The following is a 23,115-nucleotide window of genomic DNA, read 5'->3' on the forward strand; positions in this document are numbered from 1 at the left end:
CAGCTACCTCGTCTCCGCAGCCTGTTTGATGGCAGCCCTGATGCGAGGATAAGTTCCGCATCGACAGATGTTTCCGGCCATTACGGCGTCAATGTCTTTGTCCGTCGGCGTGGAGTTTGCGGCAAGCAAGGCAGTTGCCGACATGATCTGGCCCGACTGACAATAACCGCATTGAACGACATCGATATCGAGCCAAGCCTTCTGTATCCGCGCGCCTGCCTCGGTTTCCCCGATCGCCTCGATCGTAGTGATCGGCTTGGCCGCCGCATCGGCAACGGGCATCACGCACGACCTGACCGGAACTCCGTCGACATGGACGGTGCACGCGCCACACATCGCAATGCCGCAGCCGAATTTCGTACCGGTGAGTCCGATCGTATCCCGTAGGACCCACAAAAGCGGAATGTCGCCATCGACGTCGACAGCGTAGTTCTTACCATTGACTGAAAGATCGAAAGACATCGCGAACTATCGGCTGGAGCCGTCCCCCTATTGTAAACGCAAATTGCAAGCAGGTTGCCAGCAAGATTAGCCGCCTGCCCTCGAAGCATTGTGAAATCTGGCGCGTTCTGCCTGAACGACAAGAGGGTAAACCAATCTCGCTCCGCTTAGGAAGGAAGCGCCAGAAGCTTTCTGCCAACAGCCGGCCCCCTTGTTCGTCACGCCGACTTCGTTACCGCCGTTTCGAAGTCCGTCGAGATCGAGATACTCCGCCATTTGGCAATGACGGGCGGCCCAAAGCCGAGGTACGCGATCAATCAAGCCTTTACCTTTTCGAAGGTCGTGATCTCGGTATCATGCATGATTTGCTCGCCAGATTCAGCCGTGCTGTTGGCAGTGTAAGATTGGACGTCAGGCTGGTGCCATGAACTGCCGCTCTTCAGTCCATGACCGCATCTGGCGCTTTCCGGCCAAGGCCCCTTCCGCTATCGGCGGTCAGGTGCGACGTCTGCTCGATGATGAAGGCGCGGTGCGGCTCCAGGACACGCCGGCGATGGCCGCCCATCTTGCCGGGGATTACGCTGCCCGCGGCACGATAGCGTTGCGACCACTTCACGACAGAGGAAACCGTCATATCGAACCGTTCGGCGACAACACGGCAGCTCTGAACGGTCTCAACTGCAGCGACAACACGCTCTCGAAGATCATTGGAATACGGTCGCGTCATGGATGCTGGCCTCCAATCCCAGTATCCATCTTGAATCATATTTCAACTGATTTGGGAATCTGGAGGCGATTCTGACAAGCAATGAACCGCTCTAATGGATGATGGGGGCGGTTGGGCAGCTTGCGGGCCCTAAGCGGACTAAATGGACGGCGCTTCTCTAATCGGCGGGCGCTTACGGTCCGCTGGTTTCGTTATTTCTTCTTCGCTTGATCGTGATGCCACTTGATGGCGAAGAACATGCCCGTGCCTAACACGAGAAGCTTGAGCGGAAAGAAGACTATAGGGAACCAATCCCACATTTCGGATATTTCCAGGCTATTACTTGAACACTCGATCGTGAGGGAGCACTAGCTCAAAACTGCTGCATACAACATCAGCCATGTTGACGCAGATGAGAACATAACACCAGATCTGGATCGCTGGAGCGGTCGAAAGAGGCGGAAGATTCGTGGTCGGCCGCATTAGGCTGGCATGCATTGCCGACCGTCCGCGAGCCTCATCCCCTTCGTGGTGGGGAACACACCGGGATCGCACCTGCGAACAGACGAGGACTCCACATATCGGGCTGCGCCGGATCGAAGGATCCCCCAGGTGAACCTCTCACGCACGCCGATACCCGCGCACATCAGCTTCAAATGGATTCACATCGTATTCGCCAACCTGAAACGATGGGCGCTCGGCACATTCCATGGCTTCCGGGTGTGTTTCGGCGTGCAATTTTGACCCCCTTGGCGGAGTAATCGGGGTCCAATTTTGCCCCCCTCAGCTTTCATCTGACCATCCGGCATTTAGCGGCGGATGGAGCGGGAGTTGAAGCGAGTGGATACGATTGCGCGTGTTCGACGGGCCTTCCATGTGCAGGGCTGGTCGGTGAAGAAGATCGTCCGGGAGCTCCATATGTCGCGCAACACGGTTCGCAAGATACTGCGCTCCAACGAGACCGATTTTACCTATGAGCGAGAACGGCAACCGCTACCAAGGATCGGGGCGTGGAAGGCCGAGATCGAGCGGTTTCTGACAGCTAATGAGGGCAAGCCGTCGCGTGATCGACCAAAAGCCTCCTTATCAGTCCCCCTTTTGCGCCCGCAGCCTGCGAATGACCCCGAACGGTCGTGCTGTCGATCATGTGCTGCCAATCGTCGGCAAGACCCAGTTCGACGAGCCTTTCCAAGAGCGCGTCCCAGACGCCTTGCTCAGCCCATCGACGGAAACGGACATAGACAGAGTTCCATTTGCCGTAGCGTTCGTGCATGTCGCGCCACGGGCAGCCAACGCGCAGAACGTGCAGCATCCCGTTAAAAAAGCGACGATTATCGTGAGCGGGCCGCGACTTGCGTCCCCGTTCTCTGGGTAGGAACGGCTCGGCTACACGCCATTCGTCGTTGCTCAAATCGCCTCGCGCCAATACTGCCTCCTAAAAAGCAGTCTTGAATCACGCTTCAGCCGATTTGGGAATCCACTTTGTCAACAGAGCCTAGATCACGTTTCACTCGGCCAACTTACCGTCATACTTGGTCACCTCACTTTTGAGGTGTTGAAGAGAAACGGATTGGTCATATCCCAAGGTCCTGTACGATTTTTCTTTATCACCGAAACGGCCTCTGCTAGCCGCTGCTCCGAAAAGGTAGAAAATTGGTCCACGCTCGAACATTCGCGGAGCAAACTATCAGCATTGCGTATCTCTTCTAGCTTCGGAGGCTGCGCTTGGTAGCCGACTTGAAGCTTTACACTTTGGGAAGCCATCACCGGCAAATGCAACCTCCGATATATCGGAAGGGTCTGTGACATGATTTTATCCTGGATTATGCCAGCATCTAGCAAGTACTCCCTCGGAATATTCGCCTGCACATAAAACTTATGATCTTGCATGCAGCGCCCCAGCTTCAACATCGTATACGTGTATAGGCCCTGTGTGATCACGTTCCAATCAAGCCCCTGGAGCCAAGCCAGATCACCTGGCTTGTAGCAGCCAACATTTATAAGACCGCCGACATAGTCGCCAGCAAAGTATCCACCGACCGTGGCCACGCCATACCAAAAGGTCTTGTTCGTCGCGATTGACCGGATGAACCGTATCCCTTCCAATCGATCACTCTGGAATACCCTCCACGAAAAGAGCACTTCCCCGGCCGTTATCGCTACCGGAGCGCCAGCGGACAGGCCATAGATTTCTTTATCACGCTCTGAAAACCATGTGATCATCGTCGAGGCAAAGGCATTCGAGATTGGGCTGACGTTGTACTGCCGCGTAGCAACGTCATATTGAATCTGCGAGTACTCCCCTTCGCAACTATAGTTGATCAGGACTTTCCCTCGGTCGTCAACCAATAGACTGAAGTGTCCATCATCGATGTCCTTCAGCGGATTAGTCTTCCAGTCTCTCGACACCCTAACTGCGACCCCAATCGCGAATAGGGAAACGGAGATCGCCAGGAATAGTAAGCAGAAGTTCAGGGTTCTAAGGCGCTTGGCTCGATCAGACATGATGAACACCCCGGACTCCCGCAGAAAGTATCGTCACTATACTATATTTACGGTACACACGACAGTTCGGCTTGGCTGCTGCACCGATCCGAAGTTTCGGGATCGACGAGATCAGTGACAAACGCTACGGCCCCGTCATCGTTTCACTTCCACAATTGGTTGCGGGAAATCTCGTAAGTCCACCACGCCCTCGAAGCGGCAGTTGGTACTCGGGCAACGATCGCAAAAATTTAGCCTTGCAGCCAACGGGGACAGCGCGGTCTCCGTTTCGGATGGCTTTCCAAACGCTCGCCTGCGACCAATACGGGCCAGTCTCAGCCAGACCCTTTTTTCGCAGCTTTGTTCCCCTCCACTCGATCTCGACCTGCTGAGACCTTTGTTACCGTCATTGAAAGCGGCAACTCGTCGAATGCCGCACCATGGTTGGCGGCAGTCAATCGGCCGTGGGCATGCGGATACAGCGTCTGGAGCAGTCGGTCGGTCGGGAACTCCCCGTACGCAGACCGCAGGCTGCAAGGCCCAATGCCGCCGGTGAGGAGTTGCATCTTGTCTCTTGGTCGACCTCGCAAGACGGCAAAGGCGGATCCCCTAGGATGCAGAAGTTCAGGTTGGGAAACTCCGCCCCAACTGCACCGGCGATCCGCGCTGCGGAATAATCCGATAGGACCCTGGCTATTCCTTGGGTCAAGACAACGTCCGTTCTTGACAACGCATTTCCGACCGATTATTGGGTAATCGATAACCCAAGGGAGGGAGGCTTGGCGACATCGCTTTCAGACATAGCGGAACGGGCGGGGGTCTCGATCAAGACGGTCTCCGGCGCGCTGCATGGCGGATCCGCCCGTATGTCGGAAGAGACGCGCTCGAGAGTCAAGCAGATCGCCGAGGAACTCGGCTACGTCACCAACCTCGCTGCCAGAGGTGTGCGACAGGGTTGGTTGCCGCTGATCGGCGTCGTTGCCGATGAGCTTATCACGTCACCCTTCGCGACCGAGATCATCCGCGGCCTCGATGGTGCCGCACGGACGGCGGAGATGGCCGTCTTTGCGATGAACCTCAACGGTACTCGTGACGTCGCCTCGGTTCTGGAGGAGGTGCGCCGCTTTCGTCCTCGCGCCATCGCCTATGCGGCAATGTACCACAAGACCGTCGCCCTGCCGGAAGAGTTGGCCGGAAATGTCGGTATCATGATCAATTGCAGCGAAGCCAACGGTCGGGTAACCTCGCTGGTGCCTGACGAAGAGAGCGCTGCCTTCGAGATCACTCGCCACCTGCTCGCTGCCGGACGTCGCCGCATTGCCTTCATCAATCTTCCTGGCCTTCTCGCCGGGGAATTGCGCGAGCGCGGCTTTCGAAAGGCGCTCGATGAAGCAGGCATTGTTCCGATCGGCGTTGTGCCTGCTGTTCGCCGTCCAATCTACAGTGACCGCGCGCCCAGTATGGTCGGAACTCATGTCGCCGGCCTCATGAACGCGAGCGAGTCCCCTGACGCCATTCTCTGTGGCAACGATCGCGTTGCCATGGAGGTGTACTCTGCGCTGCGCCGGGTGGGTGCGGTCATTCCCGACGATGTCGCGGTGGGCAGTTTCGACAACCAGGTCGAAATCGCCACAAGGCTTGATCCGCCCCTGACAACAATGGCCCTGCCGCATCGCGCCATGGGTCGGCTCGCGGCAGAGATGCTGCTGAGCGAGGACGTCGTCCCACCGCACACGCGAAGGCTTCCATTCCAGCTGATCTCTCGATCTTCCGTCTGAAAATCAACGGCAACATGAGTATCCAAAGGAGGAGAAACAATGGGTAAACGTTTACTTTCGGCACTTCTGGTCTCGACAGCTCTTGCAGCAACCGCCGGTCTGGCAGAGGCCAAGACCGTCATTCACATGATGCATCAGGGCGATCCGGGTTGGGTGAAGACCTACGGCGATGTTGCCAAGCGCTTCGAAGAAGCCAATCCTGATGTCGACGTCGAACTCATCTATGCGCCGCACGATGCCTACAATGAAAAGTTCAGCGCGGCTGTTATGGCCAAGCAGCTGCCCGACATCATGGAACTCGATGCGCCGTTTCTCGCCAACTATGTGTGGTCTGGCTACCTGCAGCCGATCAAGCCGTTGATCGACAAGGATATTGTCGACGACATGACGCCGTCGAACGTGGCGCAGGGCACCTATCCCATAGACAAGGACCTCTATGCCGTCGGCCTCACCGACTCCTCGGTCGTGCTCTATGGCAACAAAAAATACTTGGAGGCGATCGGCGCCCGTATTCCGAAATCCGTCGACGACGCCTGGACGCGCGAAGAGTTTGAGGGCTACCTGGAGAAACTCTCCAAGCTCGACGGTGTCAAATGGCCGATCGACACGTTTCGCGGCTATGGCATCAAGACGGAGTGGATCACTTATGCCTATGGGCCTCTTCTCGAGTCGGCGGGCTGCGACCTGATTGACCGGACGTCGTGGAAGGCGACGGGCACGCTGGACGGCGAGGCCTGTGTCAAGGCGCTGACAATGATGCAGACGTGGGTGAAGAACGGCTGGGTCGTTCCGGGTTCCTCTGGCACAAACCAGTTCTACGCCGACGGCAAGCCGGCTGCCCTGGCGCTCGGCGGTCATTGGTTCTATGCAGAAGCTGCCGCGGCGATGAAAGACGATATCATCGTCATGCCGCTGCCCAAGCTCGGCACCAAAGGGGTCAGCCCCAACGGGACCTGGATCTGGGGCATCACGAAGTCGTCCGACCATCCCGACGTTGCCGGCAGGTTCGTGAGCTTCCTTTTGAAGGACAAGGCGTATCGCGAGTTCGCCAAGGAGAATTCCGGCTTCCCCGGACTGAAGAGCTTTGCCGCCGACTCGCCGGTCTATGCTGCGGGTGGCCCGATGGCCGTTGCCTTCGAACAGGCGTCGAAGACGGCTGTCGCTCGCCCGCCGCATCCGGCCTATCCGACGATCACCTCGGCCTTCATGCAGGCCGTCGACAAGATCTTCAATGGTGGTGACGCCAGGCAAGCGTTGCAGGAAGCCGCGCAGAAGATCGATGAAGACATCGAGGACAACGCCGGCTACCCGCCGTTCGATGCGCAACAGTAGGGGGCCTTTGCCGCCAGGCCAGCCGGTAAGGCAGCCTGGCGGCAATCTCGTTGGATGCATTCAATCTTCAGGAGGAGGAGATCATGACTTTGCAACAATCGCCCGCGGCCGTACGGCTGCGCTCGGGCGGACGGCGTGATCCGCGCCGGCTGGTGCAGGAGGCCCTGATGATCGCACCGGCCGTCCTGCTTCTCGCCTTCTTCCTGATCGCGCCGTTCCTCCTGTCGTTCTGGACGTCCATGACGAACCAGCCGCTGGTCCCGCGACCGACGCCGGTGCGCTTCGTCGGGTTGCTGAACTTCCAGCGTATCTTCAACGATCCACTGTTCTGGACGTCCTTGTGGAATGTGTCGCGCTTTACGTTCTGGGTCCTGCCGGTTCAGTGCGGCCTCGCGTTTGCAACGGCGCTGCTGCTGCACCAGAAGATACCTGGTCGCAATCTCCTGCGCGGCATGTTCTTCCTGCCTGCGATCACCTCCATGGTTGTCGTCTGCGTCATCTGGGGCACGCTGTTCCAATATCCCAGCGGACCGTTCAACCAGATCGTCGGCTTTCTGTCCGGCGGTCACATCCAGCCAATCGACTGGCTGGGCGATCCCAACTGGGCGATGTTCTCGATCGTGCTGCTTTCGGCGTGGCAGGCCTATGGCTTCCAGATGATCGTCTACCTCGCGGGTCTGCAGGGGATCCCGGACGAGCTCTATGATGCCGCCAAGATCGACGGTGCGAATGCGCTGCGCCGCTTCTGGCACGTGACGATGCCCGGCCTGCGGCCGACCCATGTCTTCGTGCTTGTCATTACGACCATCCAGGCGTTCAAGCTCTACACGCAGGTCGCCATCCTCACCCAAGGCGGACCAAAAGGGAGCACCGAAACAGTCGTGCACTACATGGTGCGGGCCGGATTCGAGGAGCAGAAACTCGGCTATGCTTCGGCCGTCTCCGTCATCCTGTTCGTCATCGTGCTCATAATCGCGCTCATTCAGCGCAAACTGTTGAGGCGCTTCGATGTCTGATCTCGTCATGAGCCAAGTGACGCCGGTCGTGAAGCCCCGGGCTTCCAAGAAGGCGTCATTCCACCTCGTCCAGGCCGTTAGCATCTTTATCATCGCGCTGGTCGTGATCTCGCCGCTGTTCATGCTCCTGATCGCGAGCCTGAAGGACGATCGCTTCCAGATTCTGGCTGATATGGGCAGCTTCCGTGCCTTCTGGGTGTCTGATCCGACGCTTGCCAACTTCAAGGAGGTCGCGCACTTCTCCGGCGAACTGGCATTCGGTCGCTATCTTCTCAACTCGCTGCTGATCCTGGCGCTCACAGTCGGCGGCGGTCTCATCGTCAATTCGATGGCCGGCTTCGTGCTGGCCTGGGGCTCACTGCGCGGCAAAGCCGTATTGCTTGCGCTTGTCGTCGCGCTCTATGTAATTCCGCAGGAGAGCATCATTATGCCGCTGGTGGTGATGGTGTCGCGCGCCGGCATGACCGACACGTTCGCGGTACAGATCCTCCCCTGGGTCGCGAGCCCCCTCTACATCTTTCTGTTCTACCAGTTCTTCGCACAGCTTCCCAAGGAGCTCTACGAGGCGGCGGAAATCGATGGGGCCTCGGTCTTCCGGATCTATCGCTCCATCTACATGCCGCTCAGCCTGCCCGCGCTTGCCACCGTCTCGATCCTCATGGGGATCGAAAGCTGGAACCAGTATCTCTGGCCGACCCTCGTGACGCAGACCGACTATGCGCGTCCGATATCCGTGGCCATCGCCACCTTCTTTGGCCAGGACAGCATCTATTGGGATCGTGCCATGGCCGCCTCCGTCCTGATGATGATCCCCATTCTCGCTCTTTACCTCGCCTTCCAGCGTTGGTTTGTGAGTTCGTTCGTCGGCTCTGCCGTGAAAGGTTGATTGATGACAGTCCAAGCAGGAAGTTTCGCGCTGTCGCGTGAGAATGTGAGTGCCAATCTCCATGCCGGAGACGTTGTTCACATCTGGCTGAAGGCGCGTGTCCCAGGCGCTACGGCCTCCGTCTCGGTGACCGTCGTGGGCGTTGAACGCACCGTGGCTTCAGCCAGGACCGAAGAGTTCGAATTTCATCAGGTCGTGCTGAATGAAGGAGGCAGAACCGAACTGAGCTATGACCCGGCCACCACGGCCGTCTCGGTGATCTACAGTTTCGATCCGGCAAGCGTGCTCGAACAGGGCATTCGCATACTTCACTACGCGCCAGCAAATGCGCCGCCCCAACTCCATTCGGGGTATCACTTCCGTCCGCCCTTTGGCTGGATGAACGACCCCAATGGTTTCGGCCGGTTCGGGGGGAAAGCGCACCTTTTCTACCAGCATTATCCACATAGCCTGCGTTGGAACACGATGCATTGGGGGCATGCGGTCTCGCATGATTACCTTCGCTGGACGCATCTACCGGTCTTCCTGTTTCCTGCAGCCGAACTCTCGATGCGTGACGATGGCCGCGGAGGAGCTTTTTCCGGGTCGGCCATCCCGGTTGCGACAGAGGACGGCGAGCAGATCCGCATCTTCTTCACCGAGCAGATGCCGGATCGCAAGCCGGAGGAGCAGATACAGCTTTCTGCAATCTGCCCGGACGAGATTCATGTTGGCAACCCCTCCGTTGTGCTGCCGCTGCGACCGGACGGACTGGGGCTCACTCTCGATTTCCGTGATCCCTATGTGTTCAAGGGGCCCGACGGCCTGTGGAAGATGCTGCTCGGCAGCCGTGACAAATCAGGCGGCGTGATCCTCCTCTATGAGACGTTAGATAACGATGCAGCGGGCGGCTGGAGCTTCGCCGGCATCCTGCATCGCGAGGATCGCTTTGGCATGACGGCCGCCGAATGTCCCTGCATGGTCCCTCTCGGCAACGCCACAGGCGATGAGGTGCGCTGGGCTCTCATTTTTGGTCTCTTGACCAGCCGCGATCCCGCGACCGGGCGCCGCAACATGTCGTCCGTCACCGTCGGCCGGTTCGATGGCCGCAATTTCGTACCGGAGTTTGAGCAGGAATTCGACTTCGGATCTGACGCCTATGCCTTTCAGGCCTTCGTCGACGATGACGGACCTGTCGGTCTGGCTTGGCTGGCGAATTGGACCGACGTTTCCAAGAGCGTCGATTTTCCAACTGCCATGACGTTGCCGCGGCGCATTCTTCTTGATGGAAACGCGGTTCTGACGCCGCCCGTCGAGGCCGTGGACGGCCTGCGCCACAAGCTTCTCGATGACGACAGGTTGCTGGCCGGCAAGAGCATCGAGTTCATCGATGGGGCTGCCGAGATTCTGCTTGACCTCAAACAACCCGGTGCGTCCTTCGAACTCGGTTTCGACCATCCCGACATCAGTCTTGGTGTGCGGCTAGACGAAGATGGGCTGGCGATCCTTTTCGATGCCAGAACGGGAAAGCCGTCGCCGCGCTATCTGGCTGCCGGCGCCAAGCCTGAGCAGGTGCGTATCTTTGTCGACACCGGCTCTATTGAAGTATTTGCCGACAACGGCCGCTGGTGCGGCACGAAGCGCATTCCAGGCTTTGCCCCTATCGGATCGGCAACACTCGCCGCATCCGAAGGCAGTGTCGCGGCTGCTCGCGTCTGGCAGCTCAAGCTCTGATCGAGGACAGCGAACTCCGCCTCGGGATTGGCCGGCAAATGCGATGGCCATTGCACCTCACCGGCTTTTCGATTTCGATCCAGAGAAATGGAAACAACAATATCATCGAGGGATATCGCCGTTCCGCGCTCGCCTGAATAAAGCTCACTCGATTTGTCGCTCGGCCGACGGTCGTGGCAAGCATCATGTCCACCGTGCTCGTGCCGGGCGCAGCAGTTGAGAGGGGCTGGAGAACATCCTCCAGCCGCCTTGCGCGCCCGCCAATACTGATCAGGCCATCAGGACGGAAAGACACGACCGCCTCACAGCGAATTAGGTCCAGCTGCGCGGCAAGCGTTCAGCTAGGGAATCGCTGCCGCAAAACCCCTCTGCTCAACATGTGACATCGGATAACCTCGTTAGTGCTGTAGGCCGTCGCGGGGTATCCGGAACCACGCCACATAGAGCGCGGGGAGAAAGAGAAGGGTCAGAACCGTGCCGACGACAATGCCTCCCATCATGGCGTAGGCCATGGGACCCCAGAAAATTTCCCTGGAGATCGGGATGAGTGCCAGCGTTGCTGCAGCGGCCGTCAGCATGATCGGACGCATTCGATGCTCCGTCGCTTCAATGACGGCTTGCCATGGTGGCATACCCTCGCTTCGAAGGTGTTCGATCTGGACGACAAGGATGACCGAGTTGCGGATCAGGATGCCGATCAGCGCCAGGACGCCGAGGATTGCGACGAATCCCATCGGCGCGTTGCTGAGGAGCAGCGCTGTAACCACACCGATAAGCGCCGTAGGAGCCACGGCGAAGACCAGGAACAGCCTGCTGAAGCTCTGCAACTGGATCATCAGGATCGTCGCCATCGCAAACAGCATCAGCGGTGCGACAGCCGCGATCGGCCCTTGCGCCTTTGCGCTCTCTTCCACTGCGCCGCCAATCGCGATGTTGTAACCGGCCGGAAGTCCTTTTCGGAACTCATCGACTTTCGGCTGCAATTCGGTGACGATGGTCGCCGGCTGCGTCGGTCCGACGACGGCAGCCTTGATGGTGATGGTCGGCGTGCGGGTTCGCCGCCAGATCGTCGGCTGCTCCAGCTCGTAGCGGAAATTGGCGACTGCCGAGAGCGGCACCGAGTTGCCGTTTGAACCGGCCAGTTGAAGGTTCTGCAGCGTCTCGATGGAACCGCGCTCCGAAGTTTGGGCTCTGCCGATGACATCGATGAGATAGATGTCGTCCCTAATCTGGGTTGCTGAGGACCCCTCGACAATGCCGCTAAGGGCAGTTGCAATGTCCTGCGAGGAGACACCCAATTGCCGCGCCTTGTCCTGGAGGACCTCGACCTTGACGACGCGCGACGGTTCATTCCAATCGAAAGTCATGTTGGACAGCAGGTGGTGCTGGCCGACAATACCGGCAAATTGCTGGGCAATGTCCCGGACCTTCTGGATATCGGGTCCGCTGATGCGGTATTGCACCGGCTTGCCGACCGGAGGCCCGATGTCGAGGAGTTTCACGAATGCATCGGTTCCGGGAAAGGTCTTCGTGAGATAGTCCTGCAGTTCGGCTTTGACCTTGTCGCGAACATCAAGCCCTTTGGTGACGATGACGGTCTGGCCGAAGGAGACGTCGGGCGTTTGAACATCGAACGACAGGATGAAGCGGGGAGCGCCTTGTCCGACATACGTCGTCCAGTGCTCGATATCCTTGTTGTTGGCGAGCATCTCCTGTTCGAACTTGGCCATCTGCTTGTTCGTCTCCGAGATCGAGCTGTTGTGCGGCAAGTTCCAGTCGACGATGAGCTCCGGTCTGTCGGAGGAAGGGAAGAACTGCTGTTGCACCAGGCTCATCCCGCCGATGGAAAGGGCGAATGCCACGACGGTCGCGCCAATTGTAATCCAGCGCCAGCGCATCGCCACGCCCAGGATCCATGTGAAGGCTCTTGCGAAGCGGCCTTTCTGATCATGATGGGACTTCATGGTCTTCGGGAGGATCGTTACGCCCAAGAGTGGCGTGAACAACACCGCGACAATCCATGAAACGAGGAGCGAGACAGCAATCACCACGAAAAGGGTGAAGGTAAATTCGCCGGCAGCGCTGTTGTTGAGCCCAACCGGAATGAAACCGGCGACCGTCACAAGCGTGCCGGTCAGCATCGGGAAGGCTGTCGAGGTGTAGACGTATGTCGCCGCTTTCTTAAGGTCATCGCCCACCTCCAAGCGGGCCACCATCATCTCGACGGCAATCATCGCGTCATCGACCAGAAGGCCAAGGGCGATGATCAGCGCTCCAAGCGAAATACGCTGCATCGAAATGCCCCAATAGGCCATGACGAGGAAGGTGATCGCCAAAACGAGAGGGATGGAGATGGCAACCACGAGCCCCGCCCGAACGCCGAGACTGATGAAGCTGATCGCAAGCACGATGACGATCGCCTCAAACAGTGCTCGCGTAAAGCCCGATACGGCCTCGTCCACGACGGCAGGCTGATCGGAGACGCGCTGGACGTCCACGCCGACAGGAAGATCGGCAACGACCCTATCCATCTCCTGATCGAGCGCCTTGCCGAATTCAAGCAGATTTGCGCCGGCTTTCATGCCGATTGCGAGACCAATCGCCGGCTGGCCGTTATATCGGAACAACGACGAGGGCGGATCGACATAGCCGCGCTTGATCGTTGCGACATCGGTCAGCGGAAAGAAGCGGTCGTTGACACGAAGATTGATCGACTTGAGACTTTCCTCCGATGTGAATTGGCCGCTGACGCGCAAGGCGATGCGCTCGGGACCGGCGTCAACGAACCCCGACTGCGTGACGGCATTCTGCGCCTGGAGCGTCTCGATCACGGATTGCTGGTTGATACCAAGGGCTGCGATCTTCCGGGTGGAGAATTCGAGATAGATGGCCTCGTCCTGCGCACCGATAATGTCCACCTTGCCGACATTTGGAACCGTCAGCACTTTCGCACGCGCGTCCTCGACAAGGTCGCGAAGCTGGCGCTGCGTCAGCCCGTCACTGGTAAACGCGTAGATATTGCCGAAAACGTCGCCGAAGCGGTCGTTGAAAAATGGCCCCACAACGCCGCTCGGGAAGTCTCCCTTGATGTCGGCTATCATGTTGCGGACGCGCATCCAGATGGCATTCACATCCTTGGCTTTGGTCGTCGGCAGGAGTTCCACGAAAACCGTAGTTTGCCCGGCAACCGTCTCGCTGCGCGTATAGTCGAGCGATTCCAGCTCCTCGAGCTTCTTCTCGATGCGGTCGGTGACTTGCTTGGTTACTTCCTCAGCTGATGCACCAGGCCACTGCGCCTGAATGATCATGGTCTTGATGGTGAACTGGGGATCCTCCTCGCGGCCGAGCCCGATATAGGAAAACGCACCGGCCAGGATGAAGACGATCATGAAGTACCAGACGAGCGAACGGTGCTCGAGCGCCCAGTCGGAAAGATTGAATTTTTTCACGGGGCTTCCCCTAATCTACCCTGACGGCTTGGCCATCGATAAGCTTGTGAACGCCGGCGACGACAACACGGTCGCCAGGACTGATGCCGTCGGCGATCCGCACGGAGCCTCCCTCGACACCGTCTCCGTCGATCTTGATCGCGCGAATGGAAACCTTGCCGGCTGCTGCATCAACCACCCAGACGTTCGGCTTTCCGTCCTTCATCAGGACCGATGAGGACGGGATGAGGATCATCGGCTGAGCGACGACAGTTGCGGTTGCCGTCACGACCGAGCCCAGGCGAAACGCTGCCGGCGGATCGATGAGCGTTATCTTCGTGCGTCGTGTACGCGTTGTGGCCTCGGCTTCCGGCGCGATCTCTCTGATGACGCCGCTCGTACGGATGGTTGGGTCCAACTGGAGAGCAACCTCGAAGGGCGATCCCACCTTGAGGCCATCGAAGCTTGCGACCGGTATGTCGATCACCGTATCCCTCTGATCGGGACGGGCAATGGTGGCGATGCTCTGGCCTGCTGCGACAACCTGGCCGACTTCCGCCGAGGTTGCCGTCACGACGCCATCGAATTCTGCCAGAAGCTGCGTATAGCCCAGTTGCTCCTCGGCCTTGTCCAGATTGGCCTGCGCCTTGGCAACGGCGGCGCTGGCGCTTCTGCGTCCCAGTTCAGCCTCCTCATAGGCGGCCTCGCTTCCCGATTTCGTTTCGGCAAGCGATCGCTGGCGCTCTTCGGTCGATACTGCGTTTGCGAGCTGCGCCTGCGCGTTGGAGAGTTCGGACTGCGCGCTTTTGACCGCAAGCTCCAGCGAGAGAGGATCAATGGCAGCAACGACATCCCCCTTCCTGACGATGTCGCCGACGCTGACTTTGCGGGCGATCACCCGCCCCAGCACGCGAAATCCAAGTTGGGTTTCGATCTTGGCTGCGACCGTACCTGGCAGGCTGAGCGACGAGGCGGCGGTCGATTTGGCGACAACGGAAAGGACCGGACGGGGCGGCTCGTCACGCGCCTCCTCCTGCTTCTGGCAGGACGTCAGTAGCAACGACCCAAGAAGCACCGGGCCTAATGTCGAACGAATGCTCATTGCGCGGCTCCTTTGTCGTATGAGACGACCTCGCCTGGCCTTAAGAACTTGGTGCCGTCGACCACGACAATGTCGCCAGGCGAGACACCCGCGCGCACCGCAAAACGGCCCGTCTCATAGCCGGAAACATCGATCGGGCGGATGGACACGCTTGAGGATGACGGATCAATGATCCAGACGGCCGGCTGACCGCCCGTCGAGGCCATTGCCGACCATGGCAATTCGATTGCGTCTTCAGCGATAGAGCCGAAGGAGCCAACGACCGGAGCGCCAAGCTGCATGTCGGGCGCCCCTTCCAGACCTACCTTCACCCTGATCGTTCCGGTCGATGAGTCTATGGTTGGCGAGATTTCCCGCACGGACGCCTCCATCTTGTGAGATGACGCCGCAAGGAGGCTGACCCCAACTTTGCTTTCGAGCTTGCGCCCGAGGTAAAGGGATTCGAAGACGTTGAAGACAGCGTCACGAGGCCCGTCATGGGCGAGCGCAAATATCAGTTGCGCTGCTTGCGCGACCTGGCCAACCTCAGCGTTTCGGGCCGTGATTACACCGTCGGCATCGGCGCGCAGTTCCGTGTAGGAAAGCGCATCTTGTGCGGTATCGAGCTGGGCCTGCGCCGATTTCACGCTTCCTTGAGCTGTCAACAGCTCTTCTTGCGCCTGATCGAGCGCGGCGCGCGTCGTAACCTGCGTTTTGAAGAGATTCTGCTGCCGGTCGAACGCCAGCTGGGCCTGCGTTTGCTGGGCAAGGGCCGACTGCAGGTTCGCTGTGGCGACGTCGAGATCGGCCTTCTGTTCTTCGGCGTCCATGCGCGCAAGCACCTGCCCCGCCTTCACGGGCGCCCCGACATCAACAAAGCGCTCGACGATACGTCCGCTGACCCTGAAGGAAAGGTCGCTCTCGACGCGTGCGCTGACCTCTCCGGTGATGGAGCTGGTTTCGACGACAGGCATGGCCTTCACCACGACAGTCTCCACCCTTTTCGGCTTTGCCTCACTCGCGGCCTGCTTCTCACATGAGGCAAGCGCGGCTGCGCTGACACCCAGCCAGGCGGCAACAAGGATAGTTCTCATGAATTGACCTCTTGAATCGGTTCGCAACGTGGATATTATTGACTTACCCGTCAGTCAATAGAAATTGCCTTGACGCCAAGCCGCCAATGACGCTCAAGGTGGGACATGCCTGATATGAAAAAGCTGAGCCGTGCGGAGCAGAAGGCCCGCCGCCCCACACAGATCCTGGACGCCGCTTTTGAAGAGTTCCTAGAACGCGGCTACGTCGCGACCAGAGTCGAGGATATCGCCAATAGGATTGGGGTGACGAAAGGAACGATCTACGTCTATTTCGAAACCAAGGAGCAGCTTTTTGAAGCGATGATCAGGCACATCTCGGTGCCGTTCGAAGATCTTCTGGCGAGCGCACACGAACTGAAGGGAACCGCTGCGGCGCGGCTCGAGAGACTTATAGAACTGGTCTACAATCGCATTGTCGAGGACCGCCAGTTGCGGGAACTCATGAAGTTCGTTATCGCGGAAGGATCCCGGTTTCCCCAAATCGTCGATCGCCACCACGAGGCGTTCATCGACCCTCTCGACAGGCACGTGCAATCCCTCATCGATGAGGGTGTAAAACATGGCGAGTTCCGGCCGATGCCGGCGGCATTCGCCGACGCGGTCGTCGCTCCTGCAATCGCCTTTCTTGTGTTCAAGCTCATCTTTGACGATCGACGAATTCTGGACAAAACCACTTACCTGAAAGCGCATCTCGACCTGGTCTTCAATGGGTTGTTGGTCTAGGTCGCTGAGTTTAAGGACAGGCCATTGGCCTGCCTCGTGAGCCGGCGCTTGGGCTCGCGACGGCGGAGATGGATGTGCTGTTGCCACAATCGGGGGGAGCGAAAATTATCACCGTTCTTTCCTTGAGCGACACGCTCATGTCTCGCTCAGTCGGCCAGTGGATTGAGCTGCTTTTCGATCTCCCGCACCTCTCTTGTCAGCAGGCTGACGAGTTGAGGTGTTCTCTCGGCCGTGAGCCTCGGGCTCGTGAGATTGATGGCAATCGAAGCGATTGCATCGCGGCCCGGCGGCAGGATCGGCATCGCGATCGAGGAAATTCCCGCAACAAGCTCACCATCGTCGAGCGCATATCCCTGCTCACGGATTTTCTTAAGCGCATCCTTGATCTTGCGCGACGTGAAGGTGCCGTATTTCTTGTAGAGCACGGCATTCGTGTCGAGGATGACGTCGGCTTCCGCCGGCGGAAGAAAGGCGAGAATGGCCTGGCTTGCCGGACCGATACCCATCGGAATCTGCCCACCGACATGGCCCGTCAGGCTGTCGATGACATAGGTGCCCTGCTGGCGATCGACGCAGACCGTGTTGAAACCGGCACGCGCCATCAGGTACACCGAGTCGCTTGTCGCTGCCGCAAGCCGCAGCAGTGCTGGGCGGGCGAGCTGACGAAGCCCCGTCCCGTCGGCGGCCGACGCCCCCATTGAAAACAGCGCAAGCCCCAGCCGGTAGCGCTTCGTTTCTCGCTCGCGATCGACGAGGCCATGGCGTTCAAGGGCGGTAACGATGCGATGGACCGTCGGCTGCTTCAGGCCCATGGCCTCACCGATCGTTGCCATCGACGCACCGCGCTGGCCTACCTCACCGAGATATTTCAAGATCGCGACCGCCCGGTCGAGCAGCTGCGTGCCTGTTGCCGCGATCTCGTCCTTCGCCATTCGTTGCCCCCAAACTTTAAATCCGAGGGATTCCTTATACATCCGGGCAGCATTGTAAACTCTAACTGGAGCCGCTGAGTGCCTCAATTAACGCAGCAGGATCTTGATGAATGCCGAGCCCGTTGACCATCGTCGCAATGTCTGACGTCTGCTCCTGGCTGAGAGCCGATGACAGTTTCAGGAACTTTTCCTGCAGCTCGCGGGCGGTCAGCGGATTTTGCGGTTCGCCCCTTGGATACAGCACTTCGATCGTTTCACTCTTTCCTTTTGCCGTCATCGTCACGCGGGCCGGCGTACCGGCGGGGAATGAATAGGCATAGTCCCTTGCGCTCGACAACCGGATGCGTCCGGCAAGCCCGGTCACGCGGTTGTCGCAAAGATGCGCATTGTCCATCGGCAGCAGCGCCTTTTCGCCGTGCACGAGTGCCAGGGCAACGCAGAAGGGAATGCTGTATTGTGCGGCCTCGGCCGATTGGGGTTCGTTTTGGTTCGGCAGCGTCAGCGCACGCTCGAAGGTTTCGATCAACAAGCCCTCGATATCGTTGGGACCCGCCCGCAGTCGCTGGGCAAGCGCCAATGCTCCATCGATTGCGGCATGTCCCCAACGGCAGCAGCTGTAAAGCTTGAAGTAGGCCTCTTCAATCGCCCAGCTCTTTGAATAGTTTCCCACCAGACGCTGCCGGTCGTAAAGCGCAGCTTCGTCCAGTATGTCGAGCGGGCCGCGATGGCCCGCAGCCGCAAGCGCCACGGCCTGAAGCCCGTTTGCCGTTGCCCACGGGATGCCTTCCTTCACGGTATGGCCAAGCTTGGTCCAGCCCGTCGCCGCCTGGGACGTCGCGGTTTGTCCCGCAATCGCGATGGCATGGGCAATGACCGCCGTCGACTGACCTGTCAGCCATCCGCAGGCTGCCGCGACCCCGGCCCCGCACCAGAGCCCCGTGTCCGTTGTGCGGATCGTACTGATATCGCGCGCAGCCGAAATGCGCACGGCAATCTCGTAGCCAAGGACGATCGCGCTCAAAAGCCGGTTGCCGCTCGACCCGGCGGACGTTGCAACGGCAAGGACCGCAGGCACGATCGCGGCAGCGGGGTGACCTGACGCCTGGCGGTGTCCATCGTCGAGATCCAGGGCGGCCGCGTAAGTGGCATTGACGAAGGCGGATCCAACAGGCGGCAGCCGCCGTCTCGAAAACCAGACCGGCGCTGCACCGTCCCCCCATATCTCGCCCGCCGCCTTGAGCGACGCTCGGCCGGCTTGCGTCATCGATCCGGCTGCCGCAACGCCAAGCGTGTCCAGGAGTGTTCGACGTGCACAACGGTGGGCGCCCGCGGGCAGGCGTGCGATCCCGTTGCAATAGGCGGCCAGCACCGAAGCGCTGCATTCGCCGCTCGGCGTCACCAACTTACTCTTTCTGGTAGTATCCAACTTTCGAGCATCCCTCTGTTGAACTTCATAAAATGGATTTTTATGCGCATTGACATCCATAATATGGACATCTAGCCTGTCAATATCAAATCCAGGAGAAGGGATGCGAAGATGGTGGATCAGGCCCGTTTCGGCCCAAACAGGCTTTCTGCAGCCGGTGGCGAGGCGATAGAGATCGCGATCGACGGCCAATCCTATACGGCACGGCGGGGCGAGACTGTCCTGACGGCCATCAGGATGGGGCCAGGCCACGCGCGCAACTTCGAGTTTCTTTCTGAAAGGCGTGCGGGCTTCTGTCTGATGGGCGCCTGTCAGGATTGCTGGCTATGGCGCAAAGATGGACGGCGTCTGCGCACCTGCACCAGCCGCGTCGAAGCCGGCATGGACCTCTTGACGAGCGCGCCGGAGGCGGTGTGATGGACATGACCGTCGCTGTTATTGGTGCCGGACCAGCCGGTATTGCGGCCGCGGCCACCCTTGCGCAGGCCGGATTGCGGCCGGTCGTCATCGACGAGGCATTTCAGCCGGGCGGACAAATCTTCCGCCAGCCACGACCAGAACTCATGAGACCTGACGACAAGCTCTACGGCTTCGATGCGAAAAGAGCGGTCGAGTTGCGCGAGACTTTCACAGCGCTCGCACCGAAGATCCATTATCGACCAGAGACCCAGGTCTGGAGCGCTTGCGCAGGCAAGCTGCATCTCTTGGGAAAGGACGGCCCCTCCATCCAGAACTGGTCCCATCTCATCATCGCCACGGGTGCCATGGACCGGATCGTGCCGGTGAAAGGGTGGACGGCCTTGGGCGTCTACAGCCTCGGGGGTGCACAGATCGCGCTCAAGGCTGAAGCGTCCCTGATTGGTCGACGCGTCGTCTTAGCCGGCACCGGCCCCCTCCTCTATCTCGTCGCCTACCAATATGCCAAGGCAGGCGCCAGGGTTGTTGCGGTTCTCGAAACCGGCAATCCCTTCGGCCATACGGCGCGGCTGCCTGCGCTTGCTTCGGGTGGAACCGCTTTGGCAAGAGGGCTGTTCTACATGGCCGCGCTTCGGGCGCGCGGCGTTCCCTTGTTAACTGGCGTCCGATTGATCGAGGTTTTGCGTGACGCCGCTGATCATGTCACGGGCGTTGCCTATCATTGGCGTGGCCGGAGCAGGAATGCCGCCTGCGATGGCCTCGCAATCGGACACGGCCTAAAGGCGGAAACCCAGGTCGCTGATCTGCTCGGGCTCGAATTCGCCTTTGATCCTGTTCAGAGACAATGGTTGCCGCGCGCCGATTGCGATGGCCGCTCCTCAATGGCGAGGGTCTACCTCGCCGGTGACGGTCTCTCGATCCGCGGCAGCGAAATTGCACAGGCCAGCGGGCGGCTGGCGGCGGCGGCACTGCTCTACGACAGCGGTCATGCCGGGCCGATCGAGATTGACCGTGACCGGCGCATGATCGCAAAGACCGCGCGTTTTCGAAAGGCCCTGGATAAGACCTTCGCTTTCCCGCATCAGGTCGCTGCCGCGCTTTCGGACGACGTCCTCATCTGCCGCTGCGAAGGCGTGACGGCGGGAACGATCCGCCAGGCGGTCGCCGCTTCAGGAGAGGCTGAGATCAATCGCATAAAGGCCTTTTGCCGGGTCGGAATGCCGACGCGGCAGCAGCGTGCCTGTTGGTTCCTCGGACCGGGGGCGCCCGAAACGATTGGTGTTAGGGCCCGAGCAGCCTGATGGCTGGCATTCGTTACCGCGCCGGGCGATGGGAGCGCGGTTTGCTGCACTTGCAGGCGGTAGCCAACCGGCTGTCGTCAAGATGGCGTCCTTTGGCACGGCTAGCCGGCTCGGCGCGATGGCGGGCTATATTTCCCGCAATGGCGAGGTTTCGATGGAAACCCAGTGCGGGCAGGAGCTGCGGGGCCGGGATGCAATCGCCGCACTGTCCGACAACTGGGCGCATCTGATGGGCAATCGCACTGAAAGCCGCGACATCGGACTTTTCTGCATCGACATTGCCCATGGACCCAGGGAAGCGCAAGCAATGCATGACCGGGCTCGCTTCATCGTCAGATCGGCTGTCGGCAATCGGTCGTTTGCATTTGGGGTTGAGGATCGCGATGGAACTCACCGCGTCGAAGGCGTTGTTGTCTTGCGCTCCAGGGATGGCGAGCGGCTGACCGCCGATGCCAAGGCCACCGAGATTGTCCGGACACGGATGACAAGGGCGGGAGTTGGCGCCAGGGAAGCGGAATTTCGCTTCACGGGTTACGGCAATGGCGTCGATTATGGTACAGCCCGGCTGCGCAGGCTGGTGGCCAGGTTCGACGGCGCTGTCGAAACCGATCGTGGCGAAATGATTGCCGACGCCAAACAGGCCGGCGATCTGGTGCAACAGGAATGGCGCGGCGAACTCCACAGCCGCAAGTCGCGCGACGTCATGCATCTCGTCATGTCCGCACGGGCCGGCACCGATGTCGAAGCCTTCCAGGCGGCGGCACGCGCGTTTCTGGCAGAAGAATTTGGCGAGCACCGCTATGTCTTTTCCCTTCATGATCCGACGCGCGATCCGAAGGCCGAACAGGTGGGTGGCAAGCGCCCGCATGTTCATGTCCACGCGATTGTCGCGATGCGGTCCGAGGATGGCGAGCGGATCGAGACATCGATCGGATCGTTTCGACGCTGGCGCGAGAGCCTGGCGAAGCAGGCGCGTGCCCGAGGCATTCGCATGGAAATGACCGATCGGCGAGACCAGGCAGGCGCGCCGGCTTACACCAGGAATCATGTCCGGCCGGTCAGCCACAGGGGCCGAACCGAGCACGCGGGCACGTCAAGTTTCGCAGCGCTAAGGTATGAGCAGAAACGGCGGGAGGTGCCGACAGCGGCGAGGACTGCGAGGAGCCTGGATTACACCGAGAGAGTTCGCTCGCAGTGGCTGGAGGTTGCCCGCGATGCGGAGAATATCAACGCTAAGGGTTTTGCCAGAGCTCAGCTTTCCCGGATCGATGCCGCAGGACGGTGTCTCGAGAAACTGCCGGACACGCCCGATATTTCCCACGAGAATGGTTCGAAAATCCGGGCGGCCTTGATCAGACTGTCAGAGCTTGTTGAGGTCAAAAACATGAACACCATGACGCGGTCCGAGTTCGAGGCCTATGAGAAGCGCGTGGAAGCTGCCTTGGTTCAAGCCAAACGCCTCCTGCCGGAAACGTGGCGGAGCCGGTTCGAGGAGATCGCTTCAGCAGCGCGCGACCATGTGGACGCCCGCCGTGAGATGATGGAACAGGCCGAGCAGGCCGGTGACCACAAGCGTGAAAATCTCCGCGCGCGACAGGCAGACGACTTCAATCGAGAAGATGCCGTCGCACGCGAGCGGCTGGCATCGCTCGAGGCGGGACACGACGTCATGATGGCGGTCGAGCATTACCGCAAGCTGATCGCGCAGGCTGGCGCTGACCGGAGCAGCCCCGATAAAGCATCGCTGCAGACCAGCCTCAGTGCCGTGCTTGCCCGCGCCGGCGAACTCGGCGCCGCCGGGAACGCCTATATTCGCGAGATCGGTGAAGTTGACCATGCGTTGCGGGCCACGATCGAGGCGGCCGTTCAGCGATCGGCGGAGCGGATAACGAACAGGGCCGACGGTGCTGATGAGCGTCACAGCGCAAGGGATACGGAAAATGAGATGCAAGACCGCGAACCGAAATCCTCGGAGCTCATGCGAGCTGATCGCATGCAATCTGGCGCAGACATACGAACAGATCACACCAAACAGCGGGTTTCACGATTGGAACGGCTTCAGCGCGAAGCCGAGCGCAACCGCGACCGAGACGAGTTCGAACGATAGGCGACCTGTACAGCGCCTGTATCAGGATGCCGGCCCGCCCGGAGTTTGATTGTACGTAATAGTATATTCCCGTATAACGTTTAGATGCGCAATCATGATGGAACCGCTACGATGGATGCGATTCTGACCGAAGGCTTTGACGCGGCTTTGACCCTGACCGACCATATCGAACATCTGCCGGACAGGAAGCGGCGCGAACTGGCGCGCATCCTCGAGATCCTGTTTGCCGAGGTCGAACGCTTCCAGGCCG

The 23,115-nt window shown here is 59.6% G+C and carries 19 protein-coding genes and 2 pseudogenes; 12 read left to right on the plus strand and 9 right to left on the minus strand.

The genetic code is table 11. The features are described from left to right. Positions 1 to 3: 3 nt before the first annotated feature. Positions 4 to 462, minus strand: a complete 459-nt coding sequence (locus tag K9B32_RS21505; protein WP_224565810.1) for a (2Fe-2S)-binding protein — start codon at positions 460 to 462, stop codon at positions 4 to 6. Between the two features lie 472 nt (positions 463 to 934). Beyond that, a pseudogene (locus K9B32_RS21510) lies at positions 935 to 1,168 on the minus strand (IS630 family transposase); the annotation flags it as partial. Between the two features lie 471 nt (positions 1,169 to 1,639). On the opposite strand from K9B32_RS21510, the gene K9B32_RS21515 reads away from it, so the two are divergent. Continuing rightward, on the plus strand, positions 1,640 to 1,891 hold the full coding sequence (locus K9B32_RS21515; protein ID WP_224565812.1) for a transposase: 252 nt from the start codon (positions 1,640 to 1,642) through the stop codon (positions 1,889 to 1,891). 75 nt (positions 1,892 to 1,966) lie between these two features. Next, positions 1,967 to 2,089, plus strand: a pseudogene (locus K9B32_RS29165) (helix-turn-helix domain-containing protein); the annotation flags it as partial. Positions 2,090 to 2,189: 100 nt separating this feature from the next. Here the strand turns inward: K9B32_RS29165 and K9B32_RS21525 are convergent. Together K9B32_RS21525 and K9B32_RS21530 are read right to left on the minus strand one after the other, a co-directional pair. Then, the gene (locus tag K9B32_RS21525; protein ID WP_263491041.1) at positions 2,190 to 2,558 is read right to left on the minus strand and encodes an IS5 family transposase; all 369 of its coding nucleotides are present in this window, start codon (positions 2,556 to 2,558) and stop codon (positions 2,190 to 2,192) included. Positions 2,559 to 2,683: 125 nt separating this feature from the next. Continuing rightward, positions 2,684 to 3,652 carry a hypothetical protein gene (locus K9B32_RS21530; protein WP_224565816.1) on the minus strand — a complete coding sequence of 323 codons (969 nt, stop codon included), beginning with the start codon at positions 3,650 to 3,652 and terminating at the stop codon, positions 2,684 to 2,686. A gap of 449 nt (positions 3,653 to 4,101) precedes the next feature. On the opposite strand from K9B32_RS21530, the gene K9B32_RS21535 reads away from it, so the two are divergent. The 6 genes from K9B32_RS21535 (at position 4,102) to K9B32_RS21560 (ending at position 10,356) form a co-directional block, all read left to right on the plus strand. Next, positions 4,102 to 4,308, plus strand: coding sequence for a hypothetical protein (locus tag K9B32_RS21535; RefSeq protein ID WP_263491042.1), 207 nt, complete (start codon positions 4,102 to 4,104; stop codon positions 4,306 to 4,308). Positions 4,309 to 4,410: 102 nt separating this feature from the next. Beyond that, the gene (locus K9B32_RS21540) at positions 4,411 to 5,409 is read left to right on the plus strand and encodes a LacI family DNA-binding transcriptional regulator (protein ID WP_224565821.1); all 999 of its coding nucleotides are present in this window, start codon (positions 4,411 to 4,413) and stop codon (positions 5,407 to 5,409) included. A 39-nt stretch (positions 5,410 to 5,448) separates the two neighbouring features. Next, positions 5,449 to 6,741 carry an ABC transporter substrate-binding protein gene (locus K9B32_RS21545; protein WP_224565823.1) on the plus strand — a complete coding sequence of 431 codons (1,293 nt, stop codon included), beginning with the start codon at positions 5,449 to 5,451 and terminating at the stop codon, positions 6,739 to 6,741. Positions 6,742 to 6,824: 83 nt separating this feature from the next. Continuing rightward, on the plus strand, positions 6,825 to 7,757 hold the full coding sequence (locus tag K9B32_RS21550; RefSeq protein ID WP_224565825.1) for a carbohydrate ABC transporter permease: 933 nt from the start codon (positions 6,825 to 6,827) through the stop codon (positions 7,755 to 7,757). Then, entirely contained in the window at positions 7,750 to 8,643 is an 894-nt protein-coding gene (locus K9B32_RS21555) for a carbohydrate ABC transporter permease (RefSeq protein ID WP_224565827.1), read from the plus strand. The genes K9B32_RS21550 and K9B32_RS21555 overlap by 8 nt, the downstream gene beginning before the upstream one ends. Before the next feature lie 3 nt (positions 8,644 to 8,646). Then, positions 8,647 to 10,356 carry a GH32 C-terminal domain-containing protein gene (locus K9B32_RS21560; protein ID WP_224565829.1) on the plus strand — a complete coding sequence of 570 codons (1,710 nt, stop codon included), beginning with the start codon at positions 8,647 to 8,649 and terminating at the stop codon, positions 10,354 to 10,356. 398 nt (positions 10,357 to 10,754) lie between these two features. On the opposite strand, the gene K9B32_RS21565 is transcribed toward K9B32_RS21560, so the two are convergent. The 3 genes from K9B32_RS21565 to K9B32_RS21575 are packed head-to-tail and all read right to left on the minus strand — an operon-like array spanning position 10,755 to position 15,959. After that, positions 10,755 to 13,805 (minus strand): efflux RND transporter permease subunit, encoded by a 3,051-nt coding sequence (locus K9B32_RS21565; protein WP_224565831.1) that lies wholly within the window; start codon positions 13,803 to 13,805, stop codon positions 10,755 to 10,757. Between the two features lie 10 nt (positions 13,806 to 13,815). Beyond that, entirely contained in the window at positions 13,816 to 14,886 is a 1,071-nt protein-coding gene (locus K9B32_RS21570) for an efflux RND transporter periplasmic adaptor subunit (protein WP_224565833.1), read from the minus strand. Next, complete coding sequence (locus K9B32_RS21575; protein ID WP_224565835.1) at positions 14,883 to 15,959, minus strand: efflux RND transporter periplasmic adaptor subunit; 1,077 nt, start codon at positions 15,957 to 15,959, stop codon at positions 14,883 to 14,885. The genes K9B32_RS21570 and K9B32_RS21575 overlap by 4 nt, the downstream gene beginning before the upstream one ends. A gap of 105 nt (positions 15,960 to 16,064) precedes the next feature. On the opposite strand from K9B32_RS21575, the gene K9B32_RS21580 reads away from it, so the two are divergent. Then, positions 16,065 to 16,682: a TetR/AcrR family transcriptional regulator gene (locus K9B32_RS21580; protein ID WP_224565837.1), complete on the plus strand. Its 618-nt coding sequence runs from the start codon at positions 16,065 to 16,067 to the stop codon at positions 16,680 to 16,682. A gap of 146 nt (positions 16,683 to 16,828) precedes the next feature. On the opposite strand, the gene K9B32_RS21585 is transcribed toward K9B32_RS21580, so the two are convergent. Beyond that, entirely contained in the window at positions 16,829 to 17,614 is a 786-nt protein-coding gene (locus K9B32_RS21585) for an IclR family transcriptional regulator (protein WP_224565839.1), read from the minus strand. Positions 17,615 to 17,675: 61 nt separating this feature from the next. After that, entirely contained in the window at positions 17,676 to 19,040 is a 1,365-nt protein-coding gene (locus K9B32_RS21590; RefSeq protein WP_224565841.1) for an MmgE/PrpD family protein, read from the minus strand. 111 nt (positions 19,041 to 19,151) lie between these two features. On the opposite strand from K9B32_RS21590, the gene K9B32_RS21595 reads away from it, so the two are divergent. From K9B32_RS21595 to K9B32_RS21605, 3 genes are read left to right on the plus strand one after another with little or no spacing between them, the layout of a single operon-like run. Continuing rightward, positions 19,152 to 19,457 carry a (2Fe-2S)-binding protein gene (locus K9B32_RS21595; RefSeq protein WP_224565843.1) on the plus strand — a complete coding sequence of 102 codons (306 nt, stop codon included), beginning with the start codon at positions 19,152 to 19,154 and terminating at the stop codon, positions 19,455 to 19,457. Then, positions 19,457 to 20,758, plus strand: a complete 1,302-nt coding sequence (locus tag K9B32_RS21600; RefSeq protein WP_224565845.1) for an FAD/NAD(P)-binding oxidoreductase — start codon at positions 19,457 to 19,459, stop codon at positions 20,756 to 20,758. The genes K9B32_RS21595 and K9B32_RS21600 overlap by 1 nt, the downstream gene beginning before the upstream one ends. A gap of 28 nt (positions 20,759 to 20,786) precedes the next feature. After that, positions 20,787 to 22,865: a conjugal transfer protein TraA gene (locus K9B32_RS21605; RefSeq protein WP_224565846.1), complete on the plus strand. Its 2,079-nt coding sequence runs from the start codon at positions 20,787 to 20,789 to the stop codon at positions 22,863 to 22,865. Positions 22,866 to 23,115 lie beyond the last annotated feature (250 nt).

The organism is Rhizobium sp. 3T7 (assembly GCF_020166565.1).
GTDB lineage: Bacteria > Pseudomonadota > Alphaproteobacteria > Rhizobiales > Rhizobiaceae > Rhizobium.

What these genes read in the sequence shown, in the direction of transcription:
- K9B32_RS21545 (WP_224565823.1), top strand. Translation starts at nt 5,449, where the DNA reads ATGGGTAAACGTTTACTTTCGGCACTTCTGGTCTCGACAGCTCTTGCA.
- K9B32_RS21505 (WP_224565810.1), bottom strand. Translation starts at nt 462, where the DNA reads ATGTCTTTCGATCTTTCAGTCAATGGTAAGAACTACGCTGTCGACGTC.
- K9B32_RS21580 (WP_224565837.1), top strand. Translation starts at nt 16,065, where the DNA reads ATGCCTGATATGAAAAAGCTGAGCCGTGCGGAGCAGAAGGCCCGCCGC.
- K9B32_RS21555 (WP_224565827.1), top strand. Translation starts at nt 7,750, where the DNA reads ATGTCTGATCTCGTCATGAGCCAAGTGACGCCGGTCGTGAAGCCCCGG.
- K9B32_RS21515 (WP_224565812.1), top strand. Translation starts at nt 1,640, where the DNA reads ATGCATTGCCGACCGTCCGCGAGCCTCATCCCCTTCGTGGTGGGGAAC.
- K9B32_RS21535 (WP_263491042.1), top strand. Translation starts at nt 4,102, where the DNA reads ATGCGGATACAGCGTCTGGAGCAGTCGGTCGGTCGGGAACTCCCCGTA.
- K9B32_RS21605 (WP_224565846.1), top strand. Translation starts at nt 20,787, where the DNA reads ATGGGAGCGCGGTTTGCTGCACTTGCAGGCGGTAGCCAACCGGCTGTC.
- K9B32_RS21595 (WP_224565843.1), top strand. Translation starts at nt 19,152, where the DNA reads ATGGTGGATCAGGCCCGTTTCGGCCCAAACAGGCTTTCTGCAGCCGGT.
- K9B32_RS21585 (WP_224565839.1), bottom strand. Translation starts at nt 17,614, where the DNA reads ATGGCGAAGGACGAGATCGCGGCAACAGGCACGCAGCTGCTCGACCGG.
- K9B32_RS21575 (WP_224565835.1), bottom strand. Translation starts at nt 15,959, where the DNA reads ATGAGAACTATCCTTGTTGCCGCCTGGCTGGGTGTCAGCGCAGCCGCG.
- K9B32_RS21570 (WP_224565833.1), bottom strand. Translation starts at nt 14,886, where the DNA reads ATGAGCATTCGTTCGACATTAGGCCCGGTGCTTCTTGGGTCGTTGCTA.
- K9B32_RS21550 (WP_224565825.1), top strand. Translation starts at nt 6,825, where the DNA reads ATGACTTTGCAACAATCGCCCGCGGCCGTACGGCTGCGCTCGGGCGGA.
- K9B32_RS21560 (WP_224565829.1), top strand. Translation starts at nt 8,647, where the DNA reads ATGACAGTCCAAGCAGGAAGTTTCGCGCTGTCGCGTGAGAATGTGAGT.
- K9B32_RS21530 (WP_224565816.1), bottom strand. Translation starts at nt 3,652, where the DNA reads ATGTCTGATCGAGCCAAGCGCCTTAGAACCCTGAACTTCTGCTTACTA.
- K9B32_RS21600 (WP_224565845.1), top strand. Translation starts at nt 19,457, where the DNA reads ATGGACATGACCGTCGCTGTTATTGGTGCCGGACCAGCCGGTATTGCG.